At 74.3% G+C, this 17,695-nt stretch carries 17 protein-coding genes and 1 pseudogene; 7 read left to right on the top strand and 11 right to left on the bottom strand.

Annotation, left to right across the window (positions count from 1 at the left end; genetic code table 11):
- Positions 1 to 130: 130 nt before the first annotated feature.
- From ACZ573_RS21280 to ACZ573_RS21255, 6 genes are read left to right on the top strand one after another with little or no spacing between them, the layout of a single operon-like run.
- Positions 131 to 1,435 carry an ADP-ribosylglycohydrolase family protein gene (locus tag ACZ573_RS21280; RefSeq protein ID WP_471306805.1) on the top strand — a complete coding sequence of 435 codons (1,305 nt, stop codon included), beginning with the start codon at positions 131 to 133 and terminating at the stop codon, positions 1,433 to 1,435.
- A 7-nt stretch (positions 1,436 to 1,442) separates the two neighbouring features.
- Positions 1,443 to 2,588: an ADP-ribosylglycohydrolase family protein gene (locus tag ACZ573_RS21275; protein ID WP_471306447.1), complete on the top strand. Its 1,146-nt coding sequence runs from the start codon at positions 1,443 to 1,445 to the stop codon at positions 2,586 to 2,588.
- Positions 2,585 to 4,351 (top strand): ADP-ribosylglycohydrolase family protein, encoded by a 1,767-nt coding sequence (locus ACZ573_RS21270; protein WP_471306444.1) that lies wholly within the window; start codon positions 2,585 to 2,587, stop codon positions 4,349 to 4,351. The genes ACZ573_RS21275 and ACZ573_RS21270 overlap by 4 nt, the downstream gene beginning before the upstream one ends.
- The gene (gene rbsK / locus ACZ573_RS21265; RefSeq protein ID WP_471306441.1) at positions 4,348 to 5,259 is read left to right on the top strand and encodes a ribokinase; all 912 of its coding nucleotides are present in this window, start codon (positions 4,348 to 4,350) and stop codon (positions 5,257 to 5,259) included. The genes ACZ573_RS21270 and rbsK overlap by 4 nt, the downstream gene beginning before the upstream one ends.
- Positions 5,256 to 6,449, top strand: a complete 1,194-nt coding sequence (locus ACZ573_RS21260) for a CaiB/BaiF CoA transferase family protein (RefSeq protein ID WP_471306438.1) — start codon at positions 5,256 to 5,258, stop codon at positions 6,447 to 6,449. Before rbsK ends, ACZ573_RS21260 begins: the two co-directional genes overlap by 4 nt.
- Entirely contained in the window at positions 6,446 to 7,261 is an 816-nt protein-coding gene (locus tag ACZ573_RS21255) for an HpcH/HpaI aldolase/citrate lyase family protein (RefSeq protein WP_471306435.1), read from the top strand. Before ACZ573_RS21260 ends, ACZ573_RS21255 begins: the two co-directional genes overlap by 4 nt.
- Before the next feature lie 228 nt (positions 7,262 to 7,489).
- Here the strand turns inward: ACZ573_RS21255 and lgt are convergent, their stop codons facing one another.
- The 11 genes and pseudogenes from lgt to hisI form a co-directional block, all read right to left on the bottom strand.
- Positions 7,490 to 8,518, bottom strand: coding sequence for a prolipoprotein diacylglyceryl transferase (gene lgt / locus ACZ573_RS21250; RefSeq protein WP_471306803.1), 1,029 nt, complete (start codon positions 8,516 to 8,518; stop codon positions 7,490 to 7,492).
- A 334-nt stretch (positions 8,519 to 8,852) separates the two neighbouring features.
- Positions 8,853 to 9,644: pseudogene (locus tag ACZ573_RS21245) on the bottom strand (DsbA family protein); the annotation flags it as partial.
- Between the two features lie 108 nt (positions 9,645 to 9,752).
- A complete protein-coding gene (gene trpA / locus ACZ573_RS21240; RefSeq protein WP_471306433.1) occupies positions 9,753 to 10,580 on the bottom strand; it encodes a tryptophan synthase subunit alpha in 828 nt (275 codons plus the stop codon).
- A complete protein-coding gene (gene trpB / locus ACZ573_RS21235; protein ID WP_471306430.1) occupies positions 10,577 to 11,848 on the bottom strand; it encodes a tryptophan synthase subunit beta in 1,272 nt (423 codons plus the stop codon). Before trpB ends, trpA begins: the two co-directional genes overlap by 4 nt.
- Positions 11,849 to 12,053: 205 nt before the next feature.
- A complete protein-coding gene (trpM, locus tag ACZ573_RS21230) occupies positions 12,054 to 12,263 on the bottom strand; it encodes a tryptophan biosynthesis modulator TrpM (RefSeq protein ID WP_301371718.1) in 210 nt (69 codons plus the stop codon).
- A gap of 9 nt (positions 12,264 to 12,272) precedes the next feature.
- Positions 12,273 to 13,082, bottom strand: coding sequence for an indole-3-glycerol phosphate synthase TrpC (trpC, locus tag ACZ573_RS21225; protein WP_030012837.1), 810 nt, complete (start codon positions 13,080 to 13,082; stop codon positions 12,273 to 12,275).
- A 172-nt stretch (positions 13,083 to 13,254) separates the two neighbouring features.
- Positions 13,255 to 13,755, bottom strand: a complete 501-nt coding sequence (locus ACZ573_RS21220) for a DUF2752 domain-containing protein (RefSeq protein ID WP_471306427.1) — start codon at positions 13,753 to 13,755, stop codon at positions 13,255 to 13,257.
- Between the two features lie 84 nt (positions 13,756 to 13,839).
- Positions 13,840 to 14,091 (bottom strand): HGxxPAAW family protein, encoded by a 252-nt coding sequence (locus ACZ573_RS21215; RefSeq protein WP_030773215.1) that lies wholly within the window; start codon positions 14,089 to 14,091, stop codon positions 13,840 to 13,842.
- A gap of 111 nt (positions 14,092 to 14,202) precedes the next feature.
- Positions 14,203 to 14,883: a TIGR02234 family membrane protein gene (locus tag ACZ573_RS21210; protein WP_471306423.1), complete on the bottom strand. Its 681-nt coding sequence runs from the start codon at positions 14,881 to 14,883 to the stop codon at positions 14,203 to 14,205.
- A 14-nt stretch (positions 14,884 to 14,897) separates the two neighbouring features.
- Positions 14,898 to 16,388 (bottom strand): anthranilate synthase component I, encoded by a 1,491-nt coding sequence (locus ACZ573_RS21205; protein ID WP_351159577.1) that lies wholly within the window; start codon positions 16,386 to 16,388, stop codon positions 14,898 to 14,900.
- A gap of 15 nt (positions 16,389 to 16,403) precedes the next feature.
- On the bottom strand, positions 16,404 to 16,772 hold the full coding sequence (hisI, locus tag ACZ573_RS21200) for a phosphoribosyl-AMP cyclohydrolase (protein WP_030012381.1): 369 nt from the start codon (positions 16,770 to 16,772) through the stop codon (positions 16,404 to 16,406).
- Between the two features lie 91 nt (positions 16,773 to 16,863).
- Between hisI and ACZ573_RS21195 the strand changes: the two genes are divergently transcribed.
- On the top strand, positions 16,864 to 17,496 hold the full coding sequence (locus ACZ573_RS21195; protein ID WP_471306419.1) for a TIGR03085 family metal-binding protein: 633 nt from the start codon (positions 16,864 to 16,866) through the stop codon (positions 17,494 to 17,496).
- The last annotated feature ends 199 nt before the right edge of the window (positions 17,497 to 17,695 follow it).

Below are 17,695 nucleotides of genomic sequence, written 5' to 3'. Positions count from 1 at the left end.
CGGGACCGTGACCGTGGCCGGAGCCGGCGCTCCCGAGGCGGGGACCAGGACCGTCGTCCGGGTCGGACAGCACGCTGCGGGCGCGACCACAGCCGCCGGCACGACCGGGGCCGAACCGGATTCCGGGACCGTGGCCGTGGCCGGAGCCGGCGCTCCCGGGGCGGGTACCGGGACCGTGGTCCGGGTCGGACAGCATGACGCAGACACGGCCGACCCCGCCCTCGCGCGGGCCGCCGGCACGACCGCGGTCGAGACGGCGTCCCGGGCCGGGATCAGGGTCCGGGCCCGGGCCCGGGAGCGTTCTGAGCTCCCCGCAGGGGCGCGGCCCATCGAGGGCCTTCTCCTCGGGCTCGCCGCGGGCGACGCGGCCGGGTGGCCCGCCGCCCGCCACCGCGCCAGCCGGATGCCCGAGTGGACCCGCCGCCTCACCCGCGAGCTCGACACCTTCGCCGAGCAGAACGCCACCACCACCCTCCCCGTCCCCATCGCCCTCAACCAGCCCCCCGAACCGCTCCGCCTCGGCCCCTCCGACGACGCCGAATGGGCCGCCTTCGTCGCCGAGTCCGTACTCACCGCCGCCGGTGTGCTGCTCAGCGACCTCTCCCGGTCCCGCCGCATGCGCGCCGCCATCGACCTCGCGTGGAACGCCCTGGCCTCCGAGGTCGCCGCGGCGGCGGAACGCGCGCCCGAGGTCGAGTCCGCCGTCCTCCCCCTCCGCGCCCGGATCTCCGTCCGCGCCGGCCTCGGCAATCTCGCCACCGGCCTGCGTCCGCCCGCCACCGGCCACGACAACCCGCACTACTTCGACGACGCCGCCTGCGTCCGCGCCTGCGTCCTCGCCGTCGTGCATCCCGGCGACGCCCGCGCGGCGGCCGATCTCGCCGAGTTCGACGCCCGCTACACCCAGGACGGCGACGGTGTGCACGGTGCCCGCGCCATGGCCGCCGCCATCGCCACCGCCCTCACCACCTCAGACGTCGACGCCGCCGTGGACGCCGCCCTCGCCCAGCTCCCCGAGGCCACCGAGATCGGCCGCAACGCCCGGCACGCGGTCCGCCTCGCCCGTACCCACAAGGACGGCGGCGCCTTCGCCATCGTCCCCACCCTCGAACACGAGATCGTCGACCACGTCTACAGCTACGGGATCGCCGCCGCCGAGACCGTCCCCGTGGCCCTCGCCCTCGCCACCGCCGCCCGCGGCAGGATGACCGAGGCCGTCCCGGCCGCCGCCTGCCTGTCCCGCGTCGCGGACTCCGCCCCCGCCCTGGCCGGCGCGCTGACCGGCGTCCTCGGCGGCGGCGACTCGATCCCCGCCGCCTGGCGCGAGGCCTGCCGCACCCTCTCCGGCTGCGCCCTCCCGCGCCTCGCCGGCACCGACCTCGTCGAACTCGCCGCGCTCCTCACGGCCACGGAACTCACCTCACCCAAGGGATGATTCGGACATGACGCTCACGTTGGAGGACCGGGCCCGCGGCGCTCTCGTCGGAGCCGCCGTCGGCGACGCGCTCGGCGGCCCGGTGGAGGGCTGGACCCCGGACCAGATCGTGGAACGGCACGGCGGCCGCGTGCACGGCATCGTCGGCCCCTGGTACGAGGACTGGCGCACGGCCCGCCCCATCGCGCCGTACCACAAGGGCGACGGGCACGTCACGGACGACACCCTGATGACGCACGCGCTCGTACGGGTCTACGAGGCCGTACGGGACCACCTCGACGCCTACGCGATCGCCGAGCACCTGGTCCCCGACCTGATGTCCACGCCCCGCTGGATCCCGGAACTGGAGGCCGAGGCACTGCCGTTGCAGCGGATCTTCCTCGCCGAGAAGTGGATCGTGACCCGGCTCCACTACGCGCACGCCGACCCCCGCGAGGCCGGCAGCGGCAACATCGTCAACTGCGGCGCGGCGATGTACATGGCGCCGGTCGGCATCGCCAACGCCGGCAATCCGGCGGGCGCGTACGCGGAGGCCCTGGACATCGCCGGCGCGCACCAGTCCTCGTACGGACGGGAGGCGGCGGGCGTGTTCGCGGCGGCGGTGGCGGCCGCGTGCGTGCCGGGGGCGACGGCCGCCTCGGTGGTGGACACGGCCCTGTCCCTGGCCAAGGACGGCACGCGCGACGCGATCGCGGCCGTCCGCGAAGTCGCCGCCGGTCATCGGGGCTTCGAGTCGGCGCTGGCCCCGCTGCGGGCGGCGGTGACCCCGTACGACTCGGTCGGGCCGGACTACCGCAACCCCTCGCTCGGCGCCCGCCGTCCCTCCCGCCTGCACGCCATCGAGGAGCTCCCGGTCGCGCTGGGGATGCTGCTCGTCGCGGACGGGCGGTACGAGACCGCGGTGCTCGGCGCGGTCAACTACGGCCGGGACTGCGACTCCATCGCCACCATGGCGGGGGCGATCGCCGGGGCCCTGGGCGGCGAGGCCGTGGTCCCGGCCGCCTGGGCCAAGCAGGTCGCCGAGGCCAGCCGCCTCGACCTGCACGCCCCGGCCGAGGCACTGGCCGCGGTGGCCCGGGAGATCTTCGCCCTCGACCGCTCCCGCCGCCGGTCCCACGAGTCGGCCTTCACCGCGATCGCGGACACCCGATGACGGCCGTCCGGCTGACCTGGGCCCAGCCCGAGGACCTCGTCGGGCACGAGCTGCGCCAGGCCGCGGAGGACGGCCGGGACCCGGCCGCCGCCCTCCGCGCCTGGCTCGCGGCGGGCGGCCACCGTGCCCCGGACCGCGCGGGCGCCTCCCCCACCCCCGCCCCACCGGAGCTCCGCGCCCTGGCCACCCGCCTCCTGGACGCCCTGGCACAACTCCCGCTCCCCTCCGGAACCGACGAACCCCAGTCCTGGCCGGCCATCGAGGCTGCCTGCCGGACCGGCCCGATGCCGGGCGCCCACGCGACCGACACCGACGGCCGGACCGGCGGGCCGGGGCGGGAGCCGCAGCCGGCCGGCCGCGCAGCCGCCGCTCCCGGGGAAGGGGGCACCGGCCTGCCGAACCCGGCGGCCCGCCCGCCCGCAGGGCCGGGGAGAGGGGCCGCCACCCCGCGCCCCGCCCGCGCAGCGGAGGCCCTGCCCGCGCCCGATGCCCGGCAGCCGACCCCCTGCGGACCGGCGGTGCGCCCCACCGGCCTCCCGGACCCGGCGGCGCATCCGGGCGAATACTCGACCGCAGGTCTGGGCGCAGGGGCCACCGCCCCGCGCCCCGCACCGGCCCGCGCAGCAGAGGCCGCACCGCCGGCCGGCACCCGCCCAGTGCAACCGCCGAGCGGCGCGGGCTCGCAACCCCTCCTGCGGACCGGGCCGGAGGCCGCCCGGCTGGAAGCCGCCTGGGTGGGGCGGGCCGTCGGGTGTCTGCTCGGGAAGCCCGTCGAGAAGCTGCCCCTGGAGGGGATCCGGGCACTGGCCCGCGCCGCCGGCAACTGGCCGCTGAACGACTGGTTCAGCGAACGCGGCGTACCGCCCCAGGTGCTGGCCGCCCACCCCTGGAACCGCCGTTCCGCCCCCACCTCCCTCGCCGAGAACATCGACGGCATGCCCGAGGACGACGACCTCAACTACCCCCTCCTCGGCCTGCTCCTGCTCCAGCGCCACGGCAAGGGCTTCACCACCGCCGATGTGGCCCGCCTCTGGCTGGACGAGCTGCCGGCCGGGCGGACCTTCACCGCCGAGCGCATCGCCTACCGCAATCTCCTCCTCGGTCTGGAGCCGCCCCTCACCGCCAGCCACCACAACCCCTTCCGCGAGTGGATCGGCGCCCTCATCCGCGCCGACGTCCACGGCTGGACCAATCCGGGCGATCCGGCCGCCGCCGCGGCCCAGGCCTACCGGGACGCCGCCCTGACCCACACCGGCAACGGCGTCTACGCCGCCCTCTTCGTCGCGGCCGCCACCGCCACCGCCGCCACCGGCCGGTCGGACGTCCACACCGCGCTCGGGACCGGGCTGGCCTTCGTACCGCCCCGCTCGCGCCTCGCCGAGGCCGTCCGCTTCGGGATCCGGGCGGCCCGCGCGGAGCCGGAGGACTTCGACCTCGTCGTCGACCGGCTGCACGCCCGCTACGGGCACTACCACTGGGTCCACGCCGTCCCCAACACCGCGCTGATCGCCGCCGCCCTCACCCACGCCGACGGGGACTTCACCCGCTCCGTCTGCCGCGCCGTGTCCGGCGGCTGGGACACCGACTCCAACGGGGCCACGGCCGGCGCCCTCGCCGGGCTGCTCACCGGCTCCCCGCAGGCCCTCCCACACCGCTGGACCGCGCCCCTGAAGAACCGCCTCGCCACCACCGTCCCCGGCTTCGACGGCATCGGCTTCGACACCCTCGCCCATCTCACCGCACAGGAGGCAGCACGCTCATGACGGCCATCGCCGTGCTCGGCAGTACGAACATGGACCTCGTCGCCTACGTCCCCAAGGCTCCCCGCCTCGGGGAGACCGTCACCGGCCGGGCCTTCCGCACGGTCCCCGGTGGCAAGGGCGCCAACCAGGCCGTCGCCGCCGCCCGCTCCGGCGGGGAGGTGGTGATGATCGGCGCGGTCGGGGCCGACGAGTTCGGCGTACGGCTGCGCTCCGCCCTCACCGCGGCCCGGGTCGACACGGCGGCCCTGCGCACCGTCGAGGGCGCCAGCGGCACCGCCCACATCACGGTGGACGACGAGGGTGGCAACAGCATCATCGTCATCCCCGGCGCGAACGCCGCCGTCACCGGCCTGGAGACGGGCGACGAGGCCCGGATCGCCGCCGCCGGTTCCCTCCTCCTCCAGCTCGAACTGCCCTTGGCCGCCGTCCTCGCCGGGGCCCGCGCCGCCCGCGCGCACGGCGTCCGTACGGTGCTCACCCCGGCCCCCGCCCAGCCGCTGCCCGCCGATCTGCTCGCCGCCACCGACCTCCTCGTCCCGAACGAGCACGAGGCGGCGGCCCTCACCGGGCTCACCGACCCGCTCCTGGCCGCCGAGGCCCTGCTGGCCGCGGTGCCCGAGGTGGTGATCACCCTCGGAGCGGCGGGGGCCCTGTACGCCGCCCGCGGCCGGGAGCCGCTGACCGTGCCCGCGCCCCGGGTGCGGGCCATGGACACGACCGCCGCCGGGGACACCTTCGTCGGGGCCCTCGCCGTGGCCCTGGGCGAGGGCCGGCCGATGCCCGAGGCCCTGCGCTGGGCCTCGGCGGCGGCCGCGCTCTCCGTCCAGCGCCCGGGAGCCCAGGACTCGATGCCGACCCGCGCCGAGACCGACGCGTTCGCCGCGGCGCAGCGCGGAGCCGCCTCGTGACCTCCCCCGGGCCGCTGGAAGGGCTGCGCGTGCTCGACCTGGCCACCCTCTTCGCCGGGCCGCTGACCGCCACCCTGCTCGGCGACTTCGGCGCCGAGGTCGTCAAGGTCGAGCACCCCGGCCGTCCCGATCCCTCGCGCGGTCACGGCCCCGCCAAGGACGGCATCGGCCTGTGGTGGAAGCTCCTCGGCCGGAACAAGCGGACGATGACCCTCGACCTGTCCACCCCGGGCGGCCGGGACACCCTGCTGCGCCTGGCCGCCACCGCCGACGTGGTCGTCGAGAACTTCCGCCCCGGCACCCTGGAGAAATGGGGGCTGGGCTGGCCCGAGCTGTCCGCCGCCAACCCGCGCCTGGTCCTCGCACGCGTCACGGCCTTCGGCCAGCACGGCCCGTACGCCCATCGTCCGGGCTTCGGAACGCTCGCCGAGGCGATGAGCGGTTTCGCCGCGATCACCGGGGATCCGGACGGGCCGCCGACCCTGCCGCCCTTCGGGCTCGCCGACTCCATCGCTGCGCTGACCTGCGCGTACGCCGTGATGACCGCCCTCGCCGGACGGGAGCGCACCGGGCACGGTCAAGTCGTGGACCTGGCGATCGTCGAGCCGATCCTCACCGTGCTCGGCCCGCACCCGCTCTGGTACGACCAGCTCGGCTACGTCCAGCCGCGCACCGGCAACCGCTCCACGAACAACGCCCCCCGCAACACCTACCGCAGTGCCGACGGGCGCTGGCTGGCGGTCTCCGCCTCCGCGCAGTCCATCGCCGAGCGGGTGGTGCGGCTGGTGGGCCGGCCCGAGCTGATCGCCGAGCCCTGGTTCGCGACCGGCACCGGGCGGGCCCGGCACGCGGACGTGCTGGACGAGGCGGTCGGCGGCTGGATCGCCCGGCACAAGGCCGAGGAGGTGGTCGCCGCGTTCGAGGACGCCGAGGCCGCCGTCGCCCAGGTCTACGACGTCCGGGACGTGATGGCCGACCCGCAGTTCGCGGCCCTCGACACGGTCACCGAGGTCGAGGACCCGGAGCTGGGCCCGCTGCGCATGCAGAACGTCCTCTTCCGGCTCTCCGAGACCCCGGGAGGGATCCGCTGGGCGGGCCGCCCGCACGGCGCGGACACCGACGAGGTCCTGACCGAGCTCGGTCTGTCCGAGGCCGAGATCACCGCACTGCGGACCGAGGGAGCCCTGTGATCCTGACCTGGCTGTACGCGCCCGGCGACCGTCCGGAGGTGGTCGCCAAGGCCCTCGGCTGCGGGGCGGACGCCGTCATCGTCGACCTGGAGGACGCGGTACCGGCCTCGCGCAAGGAGTACGCGCGCGCCGCGACCGCCGATCTGCTCGCCGAGCGGCCCCCGCTCCCCGTCCACGTCCGCGTCAACGCCCTCGACTCTCCCTGGGGCGGCGCCGACCTCACCGCGCTGGGGGGACTGCACGGACTCGCGGGGCTGCGGCTGCCCAAGATCAGCGCTCCGGGGCAGATCACGGCCGTCGCCGAGCGCACCGGCGGGGTGAACCTGCACGCCCTGCTCGAATCGGCCGTGGGCGTGGAGCGCGCGTACGAGATCGCCCGCGCGCACCCCGCCCTGCGCGGGCTCTCCCTCGGCGAGGCGGACCTGCGGGCCGACCTGGCCGTCAGCGCGGAGACGGGCCTGGACTGGTGCCGGTCCCGGGTGGTGGTCGCTGCCCGGGCCGCGGGGCTGACGCCCCCGGCCCAGTCGGTGTTCCCCGACATCCGGGACCTGGAGTCGCTGGCCGTCTCGTGCGCCCGCGGCCGCTCCCTGGGCTTCCTCGGCCGGGCGGCGATCCATCCGCGCCAGCTCCCGGTGATCGAGCGGGCCTACCTCCCGGCGGACGAGGAGGTCAGCGCCGCCGTGGAGGTGCTGAGCGCGGCCCGCGCCACGCCGGGTGCGCTGGCCCTGCCCGACGGGCGGTTCGTGGATCCGGCGGTGGTGGCGGCGGCGCACCGCACCCTTGAGCTCGCCGCTCGCATGGCGGCCCGCTGACCCGGCGACCGCCGGGCGGAGCCCCCGCCCCGCGGGCTCCGGCCCCGGACCCCGCCTGGTGACCCGCCGAGACCGCGCGCGGCGCCATGTCCCAGGGCTCCGCCCCGGACCCCGCGCCTCACACGCCGGCGGGCCTGAGTTCGGCTGCCGCCGCCGGGCTCGTCACGGCAGCCACAGCGGAAAAGGGGGGTGCCGCGTACGCGACACCCCCCTTCTCGGACCTTCGGGTCAGAGCGTCCCGGCCCCCGGGGCGCCGCCCTCGGCGGGCTGCGCCTTGCGCAGATCGGCCTTGGCGGGCTCGCCCTTCGCCAGAACGGACGCCTGGGCCTTGGCCTCGGCCCCGTCGGTGGCAGAGCCATCGGTGTCCGAGGGCTTGCCCTCGGTTCCCGTGCCCTTCGTCTGCGACGATGCCGCCGCGTCCCCGCCTTCACCGCCGGAGGCACCGGTGTCCGGCTCGACGACCGACTCGCGGCCCGGCCGCAGCTTCGCCGACAGCACCAGGTAGACGACCGCGAGGACGAAGACGACGATCGAGGTCCAGACGTTCAGCCGGAGGCCCAGGATGTGGTGCGCCTCGTCGACGCGCATGTACTCGATCCAGCCGCGGCCGACGCAGTACGCGGCGACGTACAGGGCGAAGGCCCGTCCGTGGCCGAGCGTGAAGCGGCGGTCGGCCCAGAGGACCAGCAGCGCGACACCGATGCACCACAGCGACTCGTACAGGAAGGTCGGGTGGTAGGTGCCGGCGTCCCGGTTCGGGCCCGCGCTGATCTCCACCGCCCACGGCAGGTCGGTGGCCCGGCCGTACAGCTCCTGGTTGAACCAGTTGCCCCAGCGTCCGCAGGCCTGGGCGAGCGCGATACCGGGGGCCAGGGCGTCCGCCCAGGCCGGCAGCGGGATCCCGCGCAGGCGACAGCCGATCCAGGCACCGACCGCGCCGAGCGCGATGGCGCCCCAGATGCCGAGTCCGCCCTCCCAGATCTTGAAGGCGTCGACCCAGTTGCGGCCGGCGCCGAAGTAGAGCTGGTAGTCGGTGATCACGTGGTAGAGGCGACCACCGACCAGGCCGAAGGGCACGGCCCACACGGCGATGTCCGCGACCGTGCCCGGCTTTCCGCCGCGCGCGATCCATCGCCTGTTGCCGAGCCAGACGGCGACGAAGACGCCGATGATGATGCAGAACGCGTAGCCGCGGAGCGGGATCGGTCCGAGATGGATCACGCCGGTCGACGGACTGGGGATGTAAGCAAGGTCCATGGCAGACATGACGCTACCTTGCCGGGCGGTGCGCACCGCAACCCGCCCGGCAAGACGAAACCAAATCCAGACCTGGAGCCGGCCGCGGTCAGTCCTGCGAGGACCCGCTGGAGGAACTGCCGGAGGTCCCGGCGGTGGACCGGTTCGAGGATCCGCCGGACGAGGATCCGCCCGATCCCGTACGCGAGGCCGACGGCGAGGCCTTCGCCCCGGCCTTGTCCGCGGCCTTGTCGCCGGCCTTGTCCGCGGCCTTCGCTCCGGATACGGGGGTCGCGCTGCCCGACGGTGAGGCCTTCCCGGCCCCGGCCCCGGCCCCGGCGTCCGCGCCTCCCGAGCCCTTGGCCGCGGCCTCCACCTGCTCCTTCAGCTTCTGCGGGGTCACCTGGTTGGCCTGGTCGGAAAGGATGTCCTTGCCGTTCAGCAGCACGGTCGGGGTGCCCCGGAACCCTCCGGTGGTGAAGGCGGTGTCCGACTTGGCCACCCAGCTGTTGTGCGTGCCGTCCTCGACGCACGAGCGGAACTCGGGGGTGTCCAGCCCGTCGACCTTGCCCGCCAGTTCCAGCAGCTTGGCGTTCTTGCCGAAGGCGTCGTCGGTCTCCTGCGGCTGGTTCTGGAAGAGGAGGTCGTGGTACTCGGTGAACTTGCCGGCGTCCTGCGCGCAGGCGGCCGCGTTGGCCGCCTTCAGCGAGCCGCCACCGCCCATCCTCCGGTCGATGAGCGTGACCAGGTGGTAGTCGACCTTGAGCAGCCCCTTGGCTTCGAGGTCGTGGATGACATCGCGGTAGTTGTCCTCGAAGAACTTGCAGGAGGGGCAGCGGAAGTCCTCCCACACGGTGAGGGAGGATTTCGCCTCGGGCTTGCCCGCCTGGATGGCGAGGGCGTCCTTCCCGGTGGCCCCGGAAGGGGCGACCACCGGGCCCGCCTTGGCGGAGCCGCTCTTGCCCGTGTTGGCCGCGATCACGCCGACGACGGTCGCCAGGCCGAGGACGCCGACCACCGCCGCCGCCACGACGAGGGTCCGCCGGCGCTTGTCCCGGGTCTTCTGCCGCTCGCGCTCCACGAGGAGTCGTTCCCGGGCCGATCGTTTCGTCGCATCGCGGTTCGCACCGTCGTTCTTCTCGCTCACGTCCCGCCAAACGAAGCAGGGAGGCACGCGCGTGCCTCCCTGCCCGCACTTCCACCCGATCGGGCTACAGAACCCGATCAGACATCCGTGGCTGTGATCGAACGCGCGTCAGCTCCGGCGTACGCCTTCCGCGAGCTCGCCGGCGAGCGCCCGTACCGCGTCCAGCCCGGCCGGCAGGTCCGGCGCGTCCAGGAGCAGCTTCACGAAGGCCGAGCCGACGATGACGCCGTCGGCGAAGCCCGCGACCTCCTTGGCCTGTACGGCGTTGGAGACGCCGAGTCCCACGCAGACGGGGAGCTCGGTGGTGGCGCGGGTGCGCCGGACCAGGTCCTGGGCCTGGTTGCCGACGGACTCGCGGGTGCCGGTGACTCCCATGAGGGAGGCGGCGTAGACGAAGCCGGAGCCGGCCGCCGTGATGGTGGCGAGGCGGGCGTCCTTGCTGCTGGGAGCCACGACGAAGACGGTCGCCAGACCGTGCTTCTGCGCGTGATCGCGCCACAGCGCGGACTCCTGCACCGGCAGGTCGGGCAGGATGCAGCCGGCGCCGCCCGCCGCCGCCAGCTCGGCGGTGAACCGCTCGACGCCGTAGCGGTCGATGGGGTTCCAGTAGGTCATCACCAGGATGGGGGCGCCGGTCGCCTCGTGGGCCTCGCGGACCGTGCGGAGCACGTCGGCGATCTTGACGCCGCCCCGCAGGGCGATGTCGTCGGCGGTCTGGATGACCGGCCCGTCGAGGACCGGGTCGCTGTGGGGCAGGCCGATCTCGACGACGTCCGCGCCTCCGGCGATGACGGCCTTGACCGCCTCGATGCCGCCGTCGACGGTCGGGAAGCCCGCCGGGAGGTAGGCGACGAGGGCCGCGCGGTCCTCGGACTTCGCCTTGGCGAGGGTGGCGCTCAGCAGTTCGATGTTGCCGCGCCCGTGTGTGGAGCTCACTTGTCGTCCCCCTCGGAGAACTCGTCGGCGGCGACTTCACCGTCGGTGTCGTACAGGCCGAAGTAGCGGGCGGCCGTGTCCATGTCCTTGTCGCCGCGACCGGACAGGTTGACGACCAGCAGGCCGTCCTTGCCCAGCTCCTTGCCGAGGTCCAGGGCGCCCGCGAGCGCGTGCGCCGACTCGATCGCCGGGATGATGCCCTCGGTGCGCGAGAGCAGGCGCAGGGCCTGCATCGCCGCGTCGTCGGTGACCGCGCGGTACTCGCCGCGGCCGGAGTCCTTGAGGTAGGAGTGCTCCGGGCCGATGCCCGGGTAGTCCAGGCCGGCCGAGATGGAGTACGGCTCGGTGATCTGGCCCTCCTCGTCCTGGAGGACGTAGGAGCGGGAGCCGTGCAGGATCCCGGGCTCGCCGGCGGTCAGCGTGGCCGCGTGCTCGCCGGTCTCGACGCCGTGCCCGGCGGGCTCGAAGCCGACCAGGCGGACGCCCGTGTCCGGGATGAAGGCGTGGAAGAGGCCGATGGCGTTGGAGCCGCCGCCGACGCAGGCCGCGACGGCGTCCGGCAGTCGGCCGGTGCGCTCCAGGATCTGGCGGCGGGCCTCGACGCCGATGACCCGGTGGAAGTCGCGGACCATGGCCGGGAAGGGGTGGGGGCCGGCGACCGTGCCGAAGAGGTAGTGGGTCCGGTCCACGTTGGCGACCCAGTCGCGGAACGCCTCGTTGATGGCGTCCTTCAGCGTCCGGGAGCCGGACTTCACGGCGATGACCTCGGCGCCCAGCATGCGCATGCGGGCCACGTTGAGCGCCTGGCGCTGGGTGTCGATCTCGCCCATGTAGATCACGCACTCGAGGCCGAAGAGCGCGCAGGCGGTGGCCGTGGCCACGCCGTGCTGGCCGGCGCCGGTCTCGGCGATGACGCGGGTCTTGCCCATGCGCTTGGTGAGCAGCGCCTGGCCCAGCACGTTGTTGATCTTGTGCGAGCCGGTGTGGTTCAGGTCCTCGCGCTTGAGGAAGATCCGGGCGCCGCCGGCGTGCTCGGCGAAGCGGGGCACCTCGGTGAGGGCGCTCGGGCGGCCGGTGTAGTTGACCATGAGGTCGTTGAGCTCGGCCGCGAAGGCCGGGTCGCCCTTGGCCTTCTCGTACTCGACGGCGACCTCGTCCACGGCGGCGACGAGCGCCTCCGGGATGAACTTGCCGCCGAAGTCGCCGAAGTAACCCTCGGCGTTGGGAACGTGACCCTCCGGGTCCGGGATGAAGAACTCGCTGGACATGTCCAGTGCTCCTACGGGTGCGAGATGCGGCGGGGTGGATTCACCGTATTGCGCCGCCCGCCCGTGCCGCGCACACCCCGCTGGGGGATGTCGGGCGTACGGTGCGGGACGGCCCGCGTCCGGGGCCGGCGGCCCGGGACGTCAGGCCGTACGGGAGCTGCGCGCGGCGCGGTACGTCTCGCGTACCGGGCCGCGGCGGCCCTCGTTACAGCGCGCCTCCGCGGCGCCATCGCATGCCGTTGACCTGACCGGGCTCGGAGCCGATCACGTACCGGACCCGCCGCCCGTGCACGCGCCGGGCCGGGGCGCGGCAGCCGCGGGGGCGGCAGCCGCGCGCCAGGGGCGCGTGAGCCGTCGGCACGGCGGCCGGGCGGGAGCCCGGCCGGGTGCGGACGCAGGAGCGGTCGTGGGCCATGGGTACGGGTCAGCTCCGCCCGTGGCGCAGGGCGGGGTGGGCGCCGGCGGCGACGAGGTCGGCCACGGCCGCCTTCGGGTCGCGGCCGGTCACCAGGGACTCCCCGACGAGGACGGCGTCGGCGCCCTCGTTGGCGTAGGCGATCAGGTCGTGCGGGCCACGGATGCCGGACTCGGCGATCTTGACGATGTGGTCCGGGATCTCGCCGACGACGCGCTCGAAGGTGGAGCGGTCGACCTTGAGGTCCTTGAGGTTGCGGGCGTTGACGCCGATGATCTTGGCACCGGCGGCGACCGCGCGCTCCACTTCCTCCTCGTCGTGGACCTCGACGAGCGGGGTGAGACCGATGGACTCGGCCCGCTCGATGAGGGAGACGAGGGCCTCCTGCTCCAGGGCCGCGACGATCAGCAGCACGAGGTCGGCGCCGTAGGCGCGGGCCTCCCAGAGCTGGTACGCCGTGACGATGAAGTCCTTGCGCAGGATCGGGATGTCCACGCGGGCGCGGACGGCCTCCAGGTCGGCCAGCGAGCCGCCGAACCGGCGCTGCTCGGTGAGGACGGAGATGACCGCCGCACCGCCCGCCTCGTAGTCGGCGGCGAGCCCGGCCGGATCGGCGATGGCGGCCAGCGCGCCCTTGGAGGGGCTGGAGCGCTTGACCTCGCAGATCACCTTGACGCTGTCGCCGCGCAGAGCAGCGACGCCGTCCTTGGCCTGGGGCGCCTTGGCGGCACGCTCCTTGAGCTCGTCGAGGCTCACGCGGGCCTGCCGTTCGGCAAGGTCTTCGCGGACCCCTTCGATGATCTCGTCGAGCACACTCACGCGAGCGGCCCCCTTCCGGGTCGATGACGGTCGGCCGCCTTGCAGACAAGTACAGAAGCAAGGTCGGCATTCAAATGGTATCCGCAGGAGGCGTTGCCCTCCGCACGCGGTTGACGCTGTCCCAGTAACTGGACATTCGGAATCCGTGCTTCATAGGGCCTGCCCAGGGGGCTCAGGGCGCCAGAGCGGAGCCGAAAGAAAGATTTCGGACAATGACGAAAACCAGTGCCAGCGCACCCAGCGCCCACCAGTACCTCGCACGCAGGACGATCCTCGGGGTCGGCCCGCCGCGGAACGCGCGGACCAGCCACAGGGCCATGAATCCCGCGAAGACGAAATAGCCCGCGACCGCGAGCGCGTTCGCCCCGAGAGCGGTGACCAGGTCGCCCTGTGCGAAGGCGTGCGCGCTGCGCAGGCCGCCGCAGCCCGGGCACAGGACGCCTGTCAGCCGGAACAGCGGGCACACCGGGTAGTGGCCGGGCTCGTTGGGATCCACGGCGCCCACGTACGCGAAGGCCGCCGTCACCCCGGCCAGGTAGAACGCCGGGACGGCGAGCCGCCGGGCCCGGGACGGCCGCTCGGCGGGCCGCCCCGGGCCCGCCGGCACGGGTGCCGGTGACGGCGGGGCATCGGGGGTACGAGAGGCGTCCACCTGCTGATTCTCTCCGCTCATGACAAAAGGCGCAGCCCGGCGGGGCCGCGCCTTTCGGCTGCGTTGCTTCGGACCGCGTCCCTACGGACCGCGCCGCTCGCGCGCTCAGACCTTGGCGGGAACCTTGGAAGCGGCGATGACCTCGGCGAGGTCCTTGTGGGCGGCCTTCGGCGCGCCCATGCCCGCGGCCTTCATCCCCAGGCCGACGACACCGCCGAGCGCGACGACGACGAGACCGGCCCAGAAGCCGAGCGGGTTCGCGAGCACCATGAAGGCGCCGGAGATGCAGAAACCGATGAAGGCGATGATGACACCGGTCCAGGCGGCCGGGGTGTGTCCGTGGCTAGTGCCCGCCATGAGTTGCTCCTCGTTGCTCTGTCGCGCTGCTGTGTCGAACGTGCGGTCTGTGTCGGACGCTCGGCGACCATTGTCCCGCACCGGGCGGCTTCGCCGTCCAGGGGGGTCGGATCAGTGGGCCCGGTCGGCGCCCGGGCCGGTGGTCGGGTCCTCGCCCCGGTCCAGAGCCTTCCACAGATCTTCCGGCCGGTCCGGATCAACCGCTGCGACAGTCCGGGCGCGCGGGCTGCCGTCACGCTCGTAGCGGCCTCCCATGGAGGGCCAGCTCCGGCCGAAGCGCAGGGCCAGCAGACCGGCCGCCAGGATCAGGACCGCGCCGGCGGCCGTGACGTAGGGCCAGGTCGTCTGGGTCAGCCCGGCCACGTGCGCGGCGCTGTCGGCGGTCGTACGGGCGGCCTGCGCGTCCAGGGCGCGGCGGCCGTCGGCGCCGAGAACGGCCGACAGGGCCGCGCCCAGGCCGCTGAGCGCGAGCAGCCCCGACACCAGCAGCCGGCTCTTGCCGCGTACGGCGAAGACGGCCACCAGTGCGGCGAGGCCCACGATGGCCAGGGCGGCGGGCAGGCCGGTGACGGCCCGCCCGTCGGCGGTCAGCTGGAGCGAGTCGCTGCCGATGGCGGCGGTGCCCCGGGCCCAGGTCCGGCCGGAGGCGAGCAGGACGACGGTGGCGCCCAGGGCGCCGAGCAGCAGGGCGACGGCCACACTGCGGCGGCCGCCGCGGCTGTCGGGAGCCTCGGACTCGGCGTCGGCGTCGTTTCGGGGCGGGGGCGGGGGTAGGGCACTCACGTACCCCACTATCCCCTACGCCCTCAGGAGCCGTGGAGGCGGTTCGCCGCTCCGACCGCGCGCAGCACGGCGGCCGCCTTGTTCCGGCACTCGTTGTCCTCCAGCTCGGGCACCGAGTCCGCGACGACACCGGCTCCGGCCTGCACGTACGCCGTGCCGTCGCGCAGCAGGGCGGTGCGGATGGCGATGGCCGTGTCGGAGTCCCCGGCGAAGTCCAGGTAGCCCACGCAGCCGCCGTAGAGGCCGCGGCGGGAGGGCTCCAGCTCCTCGATGATCTGCATGGCGCGGGGCTTGGGCGCGCCGGAGAGGGTGCCGGCCGGGAAGCAGGCGGTGAGCACGTCGAAGGCGGTCTTCCCCTCGGCCACGCGCCCCGTCACGGTGGAGACGATGTGCATGACGTGGGAGTAGCGCTCGATCGACATGAAGTCGACGACCTCCACCGATCCCGGCTCGCAGACCCGGCCGAGGTCGTTGCGGCCCAGGTCGACGAGCATCAGGTGCTCGGCGCGCTCCTTGGGGTCGGCCATCAGCTCGTCGGCGAGGTCGTTGTCCTCCTGCGGGGTCGCGCCGCGGTGGCGGGTGCCGGCGATCGGGTGGACCATGGCCCGCCCGTCCTCGACCTTGACCAGCGCCTCGGGGCTGGAGCCGACCACGTCGAAGCCGTTCTCGAAGCGGAAGAGGTACATGTACGGGGACGGGTTGGTGGCCCGCAGCACCCGGTAGACGTCCAGCGCGGAGGCGTGGCAGGGGGTCTCGAACCGCTGCGAGGGCACCACCTGGAAGGCCTCGCCAGCCCGGATGCGCTCCTTGATGTCCTCGACGGCCGCCTGGTACTTCTCGCCGCCCCAGAGGGCGGAGAACTCGGGCAGCTCGCTGGCGGGCAGCGCGGCCGGCACGTAGGGGGCGGGCCGCGCGAGGTCGGCCTCCATCGCGTCGAGGCGGGCCACGGCGTCCGCGTACGCCTCGTCGACCCCGGAGTCGAGGTCGTTGTGGTTGATGGCGTTGGCGATGAGCTGGACGGTGCCGTCCCAGTGGTCCAGGACCGCCAGGTCGGAGGTGAGCAGCATGGTCAGCTCGGGCAGCTCCAGGTCGTCGGCGGTGTGCTCGCCGATGCGCTCCAGGCGGCGGACGATGTCGTAGCCGAGGTAGCCGACCATGCCGCCGGTGAAGGGCGGCATGCCGCCCGCGAGGTCGCGGGGGGTGTGCAGGGCCTCGACGGTGGCGCGCAGGGCATCGAGGGGGTCGCCGTCGGTGGGTACGCCGACGGGCGGGGTGCCGATCCAGTGCGCCCGGCCGTCCCGGGCGGTCAAGGTGGCGTCGCTGCGGACCCCGATGAAGGAGTACCGGGACCAGGAGCGGCCGTTCTCGGCGGACTCCAGGAGGAAGGTGCCGGGGCGTTCGGCTGCCAGCTTGCGGTAGAGCCCGACGGGGGTGTCCCCGTCGGCCAGCAGCTTGCGGCTCACGGGGATGACGCGGCGGTCGGCCGCGAGCTTGCGGAACGTCTCAAGATCCATTTCGGGGGACCCTACCTAGTCGGCTGCGCGGAGGAGGACATCTTCGTCGAAACAGGTGCGCGCCCCGGTGTGGCAGGCCGCTCCGACCTGGTCGACCTGGACGAGCACGGTGTCGGCATCGCAGTCGAGCGCGACGGATTTCACGTGCTGGAAGTGACCCGACGTGTCCCCCTTCACCCAGTACTCCTGGCGGCTGCGGGACCAGTAGGTGCAGCGGCCGGTGGTCAGGGTGCGGTGCAGGGCCTCGTCGTCCATCCAGCCGAGCATGAGCACCTCACCGGTGTCGTACTGCTGGGCGATGGCCGGGACCAGACCGTCGGCGGAACGCTTGAGGCGCGCGGCGATGGCGGGGTCGAGGTTGCCGGGGCGGGGGGACGTACTCATGTGGACATTGTGCCGGGCCGGGGCAGGGGTGCTGATCCCCGTCCGCCTGATGGGCGGGTGTTCGGCGGGTTCCCGCCGTAGGCTGGCCCGCATGTCTACCCATGCGAAGCGTGAACGTCTGCTCCTGGCGGACCTGTTGGAGGCGGCCGGTCCGGAGGCCCCCACGCTGTGCGCCGGCTGGACCTGTCGCGAGCTGGCCGCACACGTGGTGGTCCGCGAGCGGAGGCCGGACGCGGCGGGCGGCCTGCTGCTGAACGTGCTGAAGGCCCGCCTGGACAGGGCGATGGAGGAGTACACGGCCAAGCCGTACGAGGAACTGATCCAGTTGATCAGGACCGGCCCGCCGAGGATGTCGGTGTACGCGCTGAAGCAGATCGACGAGGCGGCGAACGCCGTCGAGTTCTACGTCCACGCGGAGGACGTCCGCCGGGCGCAGCCGGACTGGACCCCGCGGGAGCTGGACCCGGTCTTCTCCGACGCGCTGTGGTCCCGGCTGGAGAAGCTGGCCCGCCTGACGGGCCGGCGCTCGCCGGTGGGCCTGGTGCTGAGGCGTCCCGACGGGCGGACGGTGGTGGCGCGCAAGGGTGCGCCGGTGGTGACGGTGACGGGCGAGCCGGGGGAGCTGACGCTGTTCTGCTTCGGCCGTCAGGCGGCGGCGTCGGTGACGCTGGACGGCGAGAAGGAGGCCGTGGCCAAGCTGACGGTGGCGTCCCTGGGCATCTGACCCGGCTACGGCCCCTGGGGCTCCGCCCCAGACCCCGCGCCTCAAGCGCCGGCGGGGCTGGGTTCGGCTTCGCCGGGGCGGGGTCGGGTCCGGGGGTGGGGGTGCGGGGCCGCCGGCGGGTGTCTCCTCGGCTCGCGCGTGACGGGCCATCTCGGCTGTACCCGGTGGTTGCGCGCTCGTCCTGCGGGGACACCCCCCA

Source organism: Streptomyces sp. NPDC040545, assembly GCF_055595065.1.
This window is presented reverse-complemented; position numbering and strand designations above follow the sequence as displayed.